Genomic DNA, 11,775 nt, shown 5'->3' with positions numbered 1-11,775 from the left:
GGGAGCCGAAGAACGGTGTGCGCAGGTACTGCTTGTCGATCTGCCACATCAGCGCGAGGTTCTCTGGCGTCTCGGCAGCAGGCGCGTAGTAATACTGCGAGCGGGGCAGGCCGATCAGCTCGCACTGGCGACGAATCGAGAGCTCGGTGTGTTCCGGTTCGATCAGCCATCGGCCTACTCCTTGAGCTGGCTGGACTTTTTTTTCAAAAAATCCAGCTCCACCTTGAGCCGGCCGATTTCCTCGTAGAGCGGTGCCGCGACCTCCTCGGCGCTCGGCGTGCGGCGGGCCCGTGCCGCTGTCGACTCAAATAGCTCAGGGACGTTATCGAGCAACTGCCGCTTCCACTGGCTGATCTGCGTCGGGTGAACCTGGAACTCCTGCGCGATCTCGCTGGCGGTCTTGTGGCCCTTGGCCGCCTCGAGGGCAACGCGGGCCTTGAAGTCCGGACTGAGCCGTTTGCCTCGTCCTCGGGTCATGGTGAAGGCTCCTCTGCAATGGGCCGAGGATAGCCTCCGAATCTTTACTTCTCACCTGGTCCGAAAACCGGGGTCCACTTCAGTAGGCGCCCAGCGGCTGCTCGGCGCTAGAAATCATCATCCACTCTGGGGGAGTGGGCATGACGTGGCAGGAGCGTCAGTCGATCCGCGGCTTCACGGTTGGCGCGCCGCAGCTCTGCCGGGCTCGCACTGAAAAGCGGCACACCCACAATGGTGGCGGCCTCGAAATAAAGCCCGATGTCAGTGCCCGGATCACCGTTTTCAATGCGCCGCAGCGTCACACGGGTAATGCCTGCGCGCTCGGACACATCGGATGCGGTCATGCGCCGCTCGATCCGGCCGGTGCGCACAAGCCGGCCCAGTAGCGCGACCGCCTCACCGGTGTGCGGTGAATAGACTCTTTGCCTGGCGGCCATAAAATGGATCTCTGAATATCCAAAAGTCCCGTAGGAGGATATTCAACTATCCATATCGCTTCAATACTGGATCAGCGAGTGCACCGGCGCGTCGGTCATGTGTTCACGGGCGTTGAGAAAACCCAGCTCGATGATGAAGCTGTAGCCGAGCATCTCCGCCCCCAGACGACGCAGCAGATCCCCGGTGGCCCGGGCCGTTCCACCGGTGGCCAGCAGATCGTCCACGATCAGCGTGCGGGCGCCCTGACCCAGTGCATCGCGATGCACCTCAAGCGCGTCGGTGCCGTATTCAAGCTGATACTCGCAGGCGTAGACGTCGGACGGCAGCTTGCCGGGCTTGCGCACGGGGATGAAGCCGGCGCCAATGCGGTAAGCAAGCGCCGCGCCAAAGATGAACCCGCGTGACTCGGTGCCGACGATGTACTCCGGCACCGGACCCTGCAGGTCCTGCGCCAGCAGATCCACGGCCGTTTTAAAGCCCTCGGCATCGCCGAGCAGCGGCGTGATGTCCTTGAAAATAATTCCCGGCTTGGGGAAGTCGGGAATGTCCCGGATCAGCCCCCGCACCTGAGCGACGGCGGCGTCCCGGTCCTCGATCATGGCAGTCACGAATAGCGTCTCCTCAATCCCTGGGAAACTGCATGGTAGCGGGAAACCGCCGGAGTGTCGTCACGCGAGAGCGCCAGCAGGCAGGTGCGACACAGGCAGTCGTCATAGGCGGCGGCCACCGCCTCGCGCATATCATCGCTCAGGGTAATGTCGACACACTGGCAGCGGTGGATCGTGCCCAGCCGGCACTCGAAGTCGTTGCCGCAGCGGGGACAGCGCTTGGGCTCATGATCAGGCATTCGGGGTTGAGCTTCGCGGGGTTGAGCTTCGCGCCGCGCCGGGGCGGGTTGCGGTGCTGAAGGCATCATCGGCGAGCCAGCCGCCATCGGCGGCCTCGCGCTCGAGCCGATCCATGATGGCCAGGCGCTTGTCTTCGGGATAGTCGCGCCATTCAACGATCTCGGTCTCGGTGCGTCCGCAACCGATGCAGCGGCCATTATCGACTTCGCAGATGCTGATGCAGGGTGACGATGCGCTCATGATTTCTCCACAAGATGTTGGGGTCATGTTCTACCAGAAACCCAACTTGAAGGACAAATTACGGCGCCCGGCTGCTGTTCATCATGGTCTTGAACGCCGAGTGCTGCCGGCGGTTACGCCGGGCCAGACGCAGGTCATAGTCCATCTGGAGCCGCAGCCAGAATTCCGGCGAGGTCTCGAAGTAGTCCGCGAGCAGCAGGGCGGTCGAGGCCGTGATGCGGCGTTTGCCGGCGAGGATATCAGTGATGCGGTTAACCGGCACCCGCAGCGCCCGGGCCAGGGACGCGGGCTTCAGGCCGCGCGCGATCATGAACTCATGGCCGAGCACGTCGCCGGGCGGCATCGGGGCTTCCCAATCATCCTGCGGGTTCATGGGCCCGGCGCCTCGTCGAGGGCGACGCCGTGGGCCTCGCCGGCGGTAAAGCGAAAGAGCAGCCACCAGCCATAGCCCACACGCAGGGTATAGCGGTCTTGATGGTCGTTGGGGTCGGGATCGGGGTCGAGGTCGGGGTCCGAGTCGGGGTCGGGGCTGTCGAACGGGATCGACTCATCAATCATGGGCTGCAGGCGCCTGCCGCAGGCCTGATGCAGGTCATCAGCGTCAGTGGCGGCGTGGAGGAGCGCCAGATCACGACGCAGCACGGTGGCGAGGTTTGCTGGCGTGGAATGGGATGGCCGCCCCCATCAGATCATCCGCAGGCGGGGCGAGGCGAAGGTTTTGATCATTGGGCGATTCCTTGCCGGGATGAGGCTTGACGCTCAGTCCACCATACCGCGCAGCGGCGCGGGACACCGGCCGTCGGGCCGGGTGGCGCTGGCCGATTCGTGGCCTGTGCCAGGCGATGAGCGGGCGATTAGCCGGCGGCGGATGCCGGTAAGGGAGGAGGGGCGTTGTGGGGTCTTCAGGACACGAAGTAACGCGCGACGGAGATCGTTATGACGCTCGACGTCACACGTCATGCCGTTGGCAGCAAGCGTATCCGGGATAACCGCCGGGCATCTGCGTTTCGGAGCCGCTGGAGCGCATGGGTCATTGCGATCGTCCTGACGCGCTCCGTCGTCACTGAGAACGGAGGACGGAGTGCTTGACGTCCTCACCGCCCTGAAGGACAGTGATTCCCAGTCCGAACCCGGTGCTAAGCCGGGGCCGACTGCTGGGTTCCTGCTTCGCCGCCAATCGCCACCATCGGTGGTCTTACATCGGCTCCACAGGCGTTTAACCTCTCCCGCCGTCCGAGGGCGAGGATATTCTTGGCCGCGTTGGTATCGCGTTCGTGTGCGGTACCGCACCTGGGGCATGTCCAGGTGCGAATCGCCAGCGCCTTAGGTCCATCCTTGCGGCCGCAGGCCGAGCACACCTGGCTCGTCGGCTCGAACCGTCCCACGGTGATGCAGGTGCGCCCCCGGCGGTAGGCCTTTTCTTCAAGCAGCCGCCGGAACTGGCCCCAGGCCGCATCCTGCACCGACTTCGCCAGCCGAGTGCGGGCAAGGCCCCGCACCGCTAAATCCTCGACATAGATCGCTTGGTTCTCGCGCACGAGTCGAGTCGTTTGCTGGTGTAGCCAGTCGGCGCGGGTATCCGCCACCTTGGCATGACAACGGGCCAGGCGTTGGCGCGCCTTGGCCCGGTTGTTTGACCCAATTGGTTTCCGGGAGACGGCCTTTTGCGCCTTGCGCAGCCGCCGCTCGGCGCGGCGCAGGCAGCGGGGGTTGGTGATGGTGTTGCCGTTCTGATCCACGGCGAAGTGGTTGAGTCCGAGGTCGAGCGCGATCTCACGCTCGGTGCCATCGGCGTCAACCGCCGGCGGCGCCGTCTGATCACCGGCCTCAACGACGAAACTCGCGAAGTACCGTCCCGCTGCATCACGAATGACTGTGACCGACGACGGCGGTGCCGGCAGTGTCCGCGACCAGACAACAGCCACATCCCCGATCCGGGCGAGTCGCATTTTGCCGTTGGCGCGGATGCTGAAGCCGCCGGTGTGCAGACGAATGGCTTGGCGGTTGTCCTTTCGGGACTTGAATCGGGGGTAGCCGACAAACCGCTGTCCTTGTGCCCTCACGGCATCGAAGAAGCGGCTGTAGGCGGCATCACAATCCCGCACCGCCTGCTGGAGGGCGATGTTGGAGACTTCCGCGAGAAAGGCGCGCTCGGGGGTGCGCTTGGCTTCGGTGATGAGCCGGCGCTGGAGGGCTGTGCTCGACGGATACCGCTCGCCCGCCTGGTAGGCATCCCGGCGGGCCGCAACCGCATCGTTGTAGACGAGGCGGGCGCACCCAAACGCCCGGGCGAGGGCCTGGCGCTGCGGGCGATTCGGATACAGCCGATAGCGGTAGCGAAGGTGCATGGTTGTACGGTACCATTTGGTCTATGCGCGATCAAACGGAATACCGCCGCGGCCGGCATTGTGTTTTTGATCTCCACGTCCACTTGGTCTTTGTGACGAAGTACCGGCGTGGCGTCCTCAATAACGAACACATCCGCTTCCTGGCGGGCGTATTCGCTGATGTGTGCGCCTGCTTCGACGCAAGCCTGGTCGAATGCGATGGGGAGGACGACCATGTACATCTGCTCGTGACCTACCCTCCGAAGCTCGCCGTCTCGACGCTGGTAAACAGCCTCAAAGGCGCGTCGGCGCGACAGCTTCGCAATCGCTACAGCGTGCGCACCCACCGCAACCACCTCTGGTCGCCGTCGTACTTTGCGGCCTCCTGCGGCGGTGCCCCGCTCGATGTGATCCGCGAATACGTCGAGAATCAGCGCACTCCCCAATAAGGCTGGCTCACCCCGCCCTGAACGACGGGGCTTGCGCCAGCCAGATGGTCAATTCGTCTCCGGAAGACCCTACAAAACCCAGGAGCCCAGCCCAGGCCCCCGCGTGCTACCGTCCTCCCATGGACGAAGACATCGACATCTCCCACTTCCGGCAGCGGCTGCACGAGATGCGTGCTGAAATCGAAGGACAGGCGCAGGCTCGCGACGACTCGCGGGCGACCGTCGAGCTGGATCAGACCCGCGTGGGGCGGCTATCGCGCATGGACGCCCTTCAACAGCAGGCAATGGCCCAGGCCACCAACGAGCGCGCGCAACTCACGCTCACGCGCATCACCTCCGCCCTGCAACGCTGCGATGACGGCACCTACGGCGAGTGCCTGCGCTGCGGCGAGCTCATCAACCCGCGGCGGCTTGAGGTGGATCCCGCCGCGACGCTGTGCATCGACTGCGCCGACTGACAGCGCCCCAGCGGTGACCGGCGCGTCACGCTAGCTCAGGAATAACCCATACGCCGGATTATCCGACTCATTGCGATACGGATAGCCCAGCTTATCGAGGCTTTCCTCAAACTTCTCCCGCTGCTCCGGCGGCACCTGGATCCCCACCAGCACCCGGCCATAGTCCGCGCCATGGTTGCGGTAATGGAACAGCGAGATATTCCAGCGCCGTCCCAGGCGCTTGAGAAAGTTGAGCAGCGCGCCAGGGCGCTCCGGGAAGCGCACCTGATAGAGCACCTCGTGATCGACGTTATGCCCGCGACCACCGACCATGTGCCGCACATGCACCTTCGACATCTCGTCATCGGTCAGATCCAGCACCGGATAGCCCTTCGCCCGCAGCGCCTCAACCACCTCGTCGCGCTCAGCCAGGCCATCATTCAGGCCGATCCCGGCGAATACATGCGCCTCGTCAGCATGCGCGAAGCGATAGTTGAACTCGGTGATGGCGCGGTTGCCGATGGTCTCGCAGAACTCACGAAAACTCCCCGGCCGCTCCGGGATGGTCACCGCCAGCACCGCCTCGCGATGCTCGCCCAGCTCGGCGCGCTCCGCCACATGCCCCAGGCGTGAGAAGTTCATGTTGGCGCCACAGTTGATGCCCACCAGCGTCTGGCCGGTCACACCGCGCTGCTCGATGTACTTCTTGATCCCCGCCACCGCCAGCGCACCGGCCGGCTCCATCACCGTGCGGGTATCCTCGAAGATGTCCTTGATGCCGGCGCAGATCTCATCGGTGCTCACCAGCATGCACTCATCCACCAGCTCGCGGGCAATGCGGAAGGTCTCCTCACCGATCTGGCGCACGGCCACGCCATCGGCGAAGATGCCCACCTGATCCAGCGTGACCCGCTCGCCCGCGGCCATCGCCCGCTCGAGCGTCGGCGCGTCTTCGGGCTCTACCGCGATGATGCGGATATCCGGGCGCAACTGCTTGATGTACGCCGCAATCCCGGCGATCAGACCGCCACCGCCCACCGGCACGAACACCGCATCAATGGGCTGGGGATGCTGACTGAGGATCTCCATGCCCACCGTGCCCTGCCCCGCGATCACGTCCGGGTCATCATAGGGCGGGATGAACGTCAGCCCGCGCTCCTCGATCAGCTTGGCGGCATGGGCCTTGGCGGCATCGTAGTTATCGCCATGCAGCACCACCCGACCGCCAAAGTTGCGCACCGCGTCCACCTTGATGCTCGGCGTAGTCCGGGGCATGACGATGGTCGCCTTGATGCCAAGCTTCTGCGCTGAGATCGCCACCCCTTGCGCGTGGTTGCCGGCGGACGAGCAGATCACACCCTTGTCCCGCTCGGCCTGGCTCAGGCTCGCGATCTTGTTGTACGCCCCGCGGATCTTGAACGAGAACACCGGCTGCATGTCCTCGCGTTTGAGCAGGATATTGTTGTCCAAGCGCCGCGACAGGTTGGTGGCGGTGACAAGCGGCGTCTGCTCAGCGACATCGTAGACGCTCGCTGTCAGAATGCGTTGAAGATAGGATTGCATGCCCGACCGGGAATTTGCCCCAAAGGGCGATAGTGTACAGGAGAGACAAGCCATGAGCGTCGACACCCAGAAACGCGCCGCCGCCGAAGCCGCCGTCGAGCGCATCGAGCCCGGCAGTGTGATTGGCGTGGGCAGCGGCTCCACCGTCGATCAGTTCATCGACGCCCTCGCCGCCAGCGACACCCGGATCGAGGCCGCCGTCGCCGCTTCCGAGGCCAGCGCCGAGCGCCTGCGCAACCACGGCATCGAAGTCCGCGACGCCAACAGCGTCAGCGAACTGAGCATCTATGTGGACGGCGCCGACGAGATCTCCCGCCATCTGCAGATGATCAAGGGCGGCGGTGGCGCACTGACCCGCGAGAAAGTCATCGCCGCCATCGCCCGGCGGTTCGTCTGCATTGTCGATGAAAGCAAATGGGTGCGGGCGCTCGGCGACTTCCCACTGCCCGTGGAAGTGGTCGCCATGGCCCGCTCCTATGTCGGCCGGCAACTGCTCAAGCACGGCGGGCGGCCTACGCTGCGTAAGGGGTTCACCACCGATAACGGCAACGTCATCCTCGATGTGCAGGGTCTCGACTGCGCCGAGCCCATTGCGCTGGAGCGCGCGCTCAACAACATCGCCGGCGTGGTCACCAATGGCCTGTTCGCCGCCCGCCCGGCAGATGAACTGCTGGTCGGCACCGACACCGGCGTCCAGCGTTTCACCGCCGCCTGAGCGGCATGCAAAAGGCCCTGATCACCCTCGGTATCGCGATTCTGATCATCGGTCTGCTCTGGCCGGTGATCAGCAAACTCGGCCTCGGTCGGCTGCCGGGGGATATCGTGATCCGCCGCGAGGGGTTCACCGGCTACTTCCCGATCACCACCTCGATCATCGTCAGCATCGTGGTGTCGGTGGTTATCTGGTGGCTGCGGCGTTAGCGCAGTGGCAGCAAGCAAGCTGTCAATGACGGGCAAGGGACGCTTTGCAGCCGCTGCGAGCCGCCCCCCGGGAGCTCGGAGATGACGTTAGTATCGATCAGATAACTCAAAGATCGACCTCACGCGGCAAGCTGTCTCGCCGCTCAAGCTCGATATCCTCTGCGCCGTAGATCGGGGATCGCCGCATGAAGTCAACCAGCGATTCACGAGGGGCGGTTAGGTGATCGTAGGCGTCCCGCGACATCACAACCGCGATCGGTTTGCCGTGGTATGTGATCTCCTGAGGGGAGTCGCCTGCCGCACGTATTAAATCGGCGAAGCGCGCCTTTGCTTGCTGTACCTGCCAATCTTTCATTGAAGGCTCCTTCTGATTCGTCTAGCCAAAACATACGCATCCGCACCGATCCATCTATTTCCCTCCCCGCAGCCACGCCCACATCCGGCCCAGATACTCATGCCAGGCGGCCTCGGTGGTGCGCAGGTCATCGGCTTGTGGTGCGAAATCGCCGGGCCGCGCAAAGCGCTGGGGAATGGATCGGTGAGCGGTCGGCGCCGGTAAGGGCTCGAGACCGTGGCGTTTGAATTCGGCAATGGCCCGCGGGAGATGGCTCGCCGAGCTCACGACCACTGGCTTGCGAAGCGCGGCGGCTTTGACTGGGTCGGCCGAGGCGCCATCACCGCCGGCGCTCGCCACAAGCCCGTCGTAGGCCGCCGCTTCTTCCGCCGTATTCCGCGCCGCCGGCAGCGTCCGGATCTGCCCCCGCGGCACGCCCAGCGCCACGGCCATATCCGCGGCGATAGCGGCCTGGGACCGGCCCCGCGGCAGGGCGCCGCTGGTCACCAGCAAGGCGTCGGGCCGCATCCGCCACAGCCGAATGCCCTCGATGAGTCGCTGCAGGGATGTCGCCGAGAGCTGGGCGCTTACCGGGAGGGACGGATCATCCACGGCGCCACCGCCCAGCACCACGATGGCTGCGACGTCCTGCGGCAGCATCTGCTCGGTGGGTTCAGCGGGTGTGCTCACTGCCAGGGGTGGGTATCCGCTCTCCAGCGGCGCCATCAGGCTGTTCGACACCGGCCACCAACTGATCAAGGCGAGCGCCAGCGTTGTCACCCCCATCAGCGCCAGACCGGTACGCCGGAAGCGCGTGAACGCGGCCATCAAAAGCCCCACCAGCAGGGCGATCACGACCAGGCTGAGCGGCTTTAAAAGCGCGCCGGCGAGTTTTGTGAAAAAGAACACGGATCGAGGCTACAACAACCGCTCGATCGCGCGCTTGACCTTATCCGAGCCAGGTCGGGTCATCGCCCCGAACACCTCGACCACCTCGCCGTCTGGATTGATCAGATACTTGTTGAAATTCCAGCGCGGGGCACGGGACTGACGCGCCAGTTCGGCGAACACCGGATGGGCATCACCCCCGCGGACGGGCACGGTCGCCATCATGTCGAAGCTCACCCCAAAGTTCACAAAGCAGGTCTCCGCGGCGGCCGCCTCGTCATCCGCCTCCTGATTGAAGGAATCCGACGAAAACCCGATCACCTTAAGCCCGCGATCGGCATAGGCCTGATGCAGCGCCTCCAATCCCTCAAACTGACCGGTGAAACCGCAGTGGCTGGCCGTATTGACCAACAGCACCGCCGGCGCATCCGCGGCAAGGTCCTGAACGTTGACGACTTCGCTCGAGTGCAGCCGGCGCATGTCGTGATCGAGCCAGTTGTAGGCCTTGGCCGTGGATGTCATGACGAGTCCTCCGGTGATCAAGGCCGCGAGCATTGCGGCGATGCAGGCGAGTCTCATGATCGGTCCCTCAATAGTGATAGCGGAGCTGCGCGATCATCAGCGTTCCATCGGCAACCTTGTAGACCATGCGATGCTCGGAATCGATCCGTCGGGACCAATAGCCTGCCAGGGCATGCCGTAGCGGCTCCGGCTTGCCAGGTCCTGCGAAGGGCTCGCGCTGGGTCGCCTTGATGAGCTGATTAATCCGTCGCAGTGTCCGTCGATCGGTTTTCTGCCAAAAAAGGTAGTCTTCCCAGGCGTTCGCGGAAAACAGCACGCTCATTCGGCAAGCGGGTGCGCCTCGCCGCCGCCAGCTTCCAGTTCGGCCACCGATTCAAGCAGCCGTCGGGCATTTCGTGGCGCACGAAGCAGCAGAGCCGTTTCCTGCAGCGACTCGTAGTCCTCCAACGACATCATCACCACCGAGGGCGATCGACCGCGCGTGATCGTGACCGGATCGTGATCCTCGCACACCCGCTCCATCGTGCCGGCGAGATTGGCCCGTGCCTTGGTATAGCTGATTGCGTCCATAAGACCTCCGCATTCCGTACAGCATAGTGTACAGATTATGGCACCATCTCGCGACCACCGTAATTGGCCTCAATCCACTCACGATAGGCACCCGACTGAACGCGGGCGACCCATTCCGGATGGTCCAGATACCACTGAACGGTCTCGCGCAGGCCCTGCTCAAAGGTGTGGGCCGGCCGCCAGCCGAGCTCGTGCTGAATGCGCCGACTGTCGATCGCATAACGCCGGTCATGACCGGGCCGGTCGGTGACCGAGGTGATGAGGTTGCGATAGCCACTGCCGGTCTCCGTGGGCTGCATCGTCTCGAGCGTCTCGCACAGCGCCTCGACCACCTGCAGATTAGTGCGTTCGGCATCCCCACCAATGTTGTAGGTGCGACCGATCTCCCCGTGCTGCAGCACCTGCCAAAGCGCCTCGGCGTGATCGTCGACATGCAGCCAGTCACGGATCTGTCCCCCGTCGCCGTAGACCGGCAGGGGCTTGCCGGCAAGCGCGTTCAGGATCATCAGCGGGATGAGCTTTTCCGGAAACTGGTACGGCCCGTAATTGTTCGAACAGTTGGTGATCACCACCGGCAGGCCATAAGTGCGGTGCCAGGCGCGGACCAGATGGTCGCTCGCGGCCTTGCTGGCAGCGTAGGGCGAGCTTGGTGCGTAGGGCGTCGCCTCGATGAACGCCGGCGCGTCGGGCGGCAGGTCACCGAAGACCTCGTCCGTCGAGATGTGATGCAGGCGGAAGCGCGCGCGCGGGCTCGAGCCACTGGCATCGGGGCGGTCGTCGAGCCCCTCCCAGTAAGCGCGGGCGACGTCGAGCAGGTTCTGGGTGCCGACCACGTTGGTATCGACGAACACGCCGGGGCCGAGGATCGAGCGGTCCACATGGCTCTCGGCGGCAAGGTGCATCACCGCATCCGGGCGATGTTCGCGGAAGACCCGTTCGAGGGCCTCGCGATCGCGGATATCCACCCGCTCGAACCGATACCCGGGATCGTTTTGAAGGCCCGGGAGGGACTCGGGGTTGCCGGCGTAGGTCAGGGCATCAACGTTGACCACCTCGGCCCGCCCCTGGCCGCGCAGTTGCCGGATCAACGCCGAACCAATGAAGCCGGCGCCGCCGGTGATGAGGATTTTCATGAAGCTTCGCCCTCCTCTTCGCTGGCGTCGCGATAGCCGTTGGGATTATCCCGCTGCCAACGCCAGGCATCCGCCATCATGGCGTCCAGGCCGCGCTCAGCCTGCCAGCCGAGCTCCTCGCGGGCGCGGGTGGGATCGGCATAGCACTCGGCAATGTCGCCAGGCCGGCGCGGTGCGACATGCGTGGGGATCGTCTGACCCGAGGCGCGCTCAAAGGCCGCGACCACTTCCCGCACCGAGTAGCCACGGCCGGTGCCGAGATTCCAGACCCAGGCGCCGGTCTGGGCCATGAGGGATTTCAGCGCAGCGAGATGCCCCTGGACCAGGTCGAGGACATGGATGTAGTCCCGCACGCCGGTCCCATCAGCGGTGGCATAGTCATCCCCAAAGATCGACAGCGCTTCACGCCGGCCGACAGCGACCTGGCTGATGAAGGGCACGAGGTTATTGGGATGGCCCTGGGGATCCTCGCCGATGCGACCGCTCGGGTGGGCGCCCACCGGATTGAAATAGCGCAGCAACGCCACGGACCAGCGCGGATCGGCGGCGGCGAGGTCCATCAGGATGCGCTCGATCATCGCTTTGGAGGTGCCATAGGGGTTGGCGGGCCGACCCACCGGGGCGGTTT

20 protein-coding genes are annotated in these 11,775 nt (G+C 64.5%); 4 read left to right on the top strand and 16 right to left on the bottom strand.

Annotation, left to right across the window (positions count from 1 at the left end):
- Positions 1–174: 174 nt before the first annotated feature.
- From BA899_RS01800 to BA899_RS01765, 8 genes are all read right to left on the bottom strand, one after another.
- Positions 175–477, bottom strand: coding sequence for a transposase (locus tag BA899_RS01800; RefSeq protein WP_159299552.1), 303 nt, complete (start codon positions 475–477; stop codon positions 175–177).
- Positions 478–584: 107 nt separating this feature from the next.
- On the bottom strand, positions 585–914 hold the full coding sequence (locus tag BA899_RS01795; RefSeq protein WP_159299551.1) for a helix-turn-helix transcriptional regulator: 330 nt from the start codon (positions 912–914) through the stop codon (positions 585–587).
- Between the two features lie 60 nt (positions 915–974).
- Complete coding sequence (locus BA899_RS01790; RefSeq protein WP_159299554.1) at positions 975–1,514, bottom strand: adenine phosphoribosyltransferase; 540 nt, start codon at positions 1,512–1,514, stop codon at positions 975–977.
- A gap of 5 nt (positions 1,515–1,519) precedes the next feature.
- Positions 1,520–1,762: a cysteine-rich CWC family protein gene (locus tag BA899_RS01785; protein ID WP_159299550.1), complete on the bottom strand. Its 243-nt coding sequence runs from the start codon at positions 1,760–1,762 to the stop codon at positions 1,520–1,522.
- Positions 1,755–2,003 (bottom strand): DUF1289 domain-containing protein, encoded by a 249-nt coding sequence (locus tag BA899_RS01780; protein ID WP_159299549.1) that lies wholly within the window; start codon positions 2,001–2,003, stop codon positions 1,755–1,757. The genes BA899_RS01785 and BA899_RS01780 overlap by 8 nt, the downstream gene beginning before the upstream one ends.
- Before the next feature lie 58 nt (positions 2,004–2,061).
- A complete protein-coding gene (locus BA899_RS01775) occupies positions 2,062–2,376 on the bottom strand; it encodes a HigA family addiction module antitoxin (RefSeq protein ID WP_200833026.1) in 315 nt (104 codons plus the stop codon).
- Positions 2,373–2,645: a hypothetical protein gene (locus BA899_RS01770; protein ID WP_159299548.1), complete on the bottom strand. Its 273-nt coding sequence runs from the start codon at positions 2,643–2,645 to the stop codon at positions 2,373–2,375. The genes BA899_RS01775 and BA899_RS01770 overlap by 4 nt, the downstream gene beginning before the upstream one ends.
- A gap of 494 nt (positions 2,646–3,139) precedes the next feature.
- Positions 3,140–4,351 (bottom strand): RNA-guided endonuclease TnpB family protein, encoded by a 1,212-nt coding sequence (locus tag BA899_RS01765; protein ID WP_159299547.1) that lies wholly within the window; start codon positions 4,349–4,351, stop codon positions 3,140–3,142.
- 23 nt (positions 4,352–4,374) lie between these two features.
- Between BA899_RS01765 and tnpA the strand changes: the two genes are divergently transcribed.
- Positions 4,375–4,779 (top strand): IS200/IS605 family transposase, encoded by a 405-nt coding sequence (gene tnpA / locus BA899_RS01760; RefSeq protein ID WP_159299546.1) that lies wholly within the window; start codon positions 4,375–4,377, stop codon positions 4,777–4,779.
- Between the two features lie 119 nt (positions 4,780–4,898).
- The gene (locus tag BA899_RS01755) at positions 4,899–5,237 is read left to right on the top strand and encodes a TraR/DksA family transcriptional regulator (RefSeq protein WP_159299545.1); all 339 of its coding nucleotides are present in this window, start codon (positions 4,899–4,901) and stop codon (positions 5,235–5,237) included.
- 30 nt (positions 5,238–5,267) lie between these two features.
- Here BA899_RS01755 and ilvA read toward each other — a convergent pair whose 3' ends face one another.
- Entirely contained in the window at positions 5,268–6,779 is a 1,512-nt protein-coding gene (ilvA, locus tag BA899_RS01750; RefSeq protein ID WP_144346812.1) for a threonine ammonia-lyase, biosynthetic, read from the bottom strand.
- Positions 6,780–6,831: 52 nt separating this feature from the next.
- Here ilvA and rpiA point away from each other — a divergent pair, with 52 nt between their 5' ends.
- Together rpiA and BA899_RS01740 are read left to right on the top strand one after the other, a co-directional pair.
- A complete protein-coding gene (rpiA, locus tag BA899_RS01745) occupies positions 6,832–7,494 on the top strand; it encodes a ribose-5-phosphate isomerase RpiA (protein ID WP_159299544.1) in 663 nt (220 codons plus the stop codon).
- Between the two features lie 5 nt (positions 7,495–7,499).
- Positions 7,500–7,700: a DUF2905 domain-containing protein gene (locus BA899_RS01740; RefSeq protein ID WP_069134399.1), complete on the top strand. Its 201-nt coding sequence runs from the start codon at positions 7,500–7,502 to the stop codon at positions 7,698–7,700.
- 106 nt (positions 7,701–7,806) lie between these two features.
- Here BA899_RS01740 and BA899_RS01735 read toward each other — a convergent pair whose 3' ends face one another.
- From BA899_RS01735 to galE, 7 genes are all read right to left on the bottom strand, one after another.
- Positions 7,807–8,055, bottom strand: coding sequence for a type II toxin-antitoxin system Phd/YefM family antitoxin (locus tag BA899_RS01735; RefSeq protein WP_159299543.1), 249 nt, complete (start codon positions 8,053–8,055; stop codon positions 7,807–7,809).
- A gap of 54 nt (positions 8,056–8,109) precedes the next feature.
- Complete coding sequence (locus tag BA899_RS01730) at positions 8,110–8,943, bottom strand: ElyC/SanA/YdcF family protein (protein ID WP_159299542.1); 834 nt, start codon at positions 8,941–8,943, stop codon at positions 8,110–8,112.
- A 9-nt stretch (positions 8,944–8,952) separates the two neighbouring features.
- The gene (locus BA899_RS01725; protein ID WP_370456296.1) at positions 8,953–9,504 is read right to left on the bottom strand and encodes a glutathione peroxidase; all 552 of its coding nucleotides are present in this window, start codon (positions 9,502–9,504) and stop codon (positions 8,953–8,955) included.
- 7 nt (positions 9,505–9,511) lie between these two features.
- The gene (locus BA899_RS01720; RefSeq protein ID WP_069134403.1) at positions 9,512–9,766 is read right to left on the bottom strand and encodes a Txe/YoeB family addiction module toxin; all 255 of its coding nucleotides are present in this window, start codon (positions 9,764–9,766) and stop codon (positions 9,512–9,514) included.
- Positions 9,763–10,014 carry a type II toxin-antitoxin system Phd/YefM family antitoxin gene (locus BA899_RS01715; protein ID WP_069134404.1) on the bottom strand — a complete coding sequence of 84 codons (252 nt, stop codon included), beginning with the start codon at positions 10,012–10,014 and terminating at the stop codon, positions 9,763–9,765. The genes BA899_RS01720 and BA899_RS01715 overlap by 4 nt, the downstream gene beginning before the upstream one ends.
- Positions 10,015–10,049: 35 nt before the next feature.
- A complete protein-coding gene (gene rfbB, locus BA899_RS01710) occupies positions 10,050–11,147 on the bottom strand; it encodes a dTDP-glucose 4,6-dehydratase (RefSeq protein ID WP_159299540.1) in 1,098 nt (365 codons plus the stop codon).
- The coding region (gene galE, locus BA899_RS01705; protein ID WP_159299539.1) for a UDP-glucose 4-epimerase GalE at positions 11,144–11,775 on the bottom strand (632 nt) is incomplete at its 5' end. The genes galE and rfbB, both read right to left, overlap by 4 nt.

This window comes from Spiribacter sp. SSL99 (genome assembly GCF_009805925.1).
Taxonomy (GTDB): Bacteria; Pseudomonadota; Gammaproteobacteria; order Nitrococcales; family Nitrococcaceae; genus Spiribacter; species Spiribacter roseus.
The sequence above is the reverse complement of the archived record's forward strand: the minus strand, read 5'-3'. Positions and strand labels throughout refer to the sequence as shown.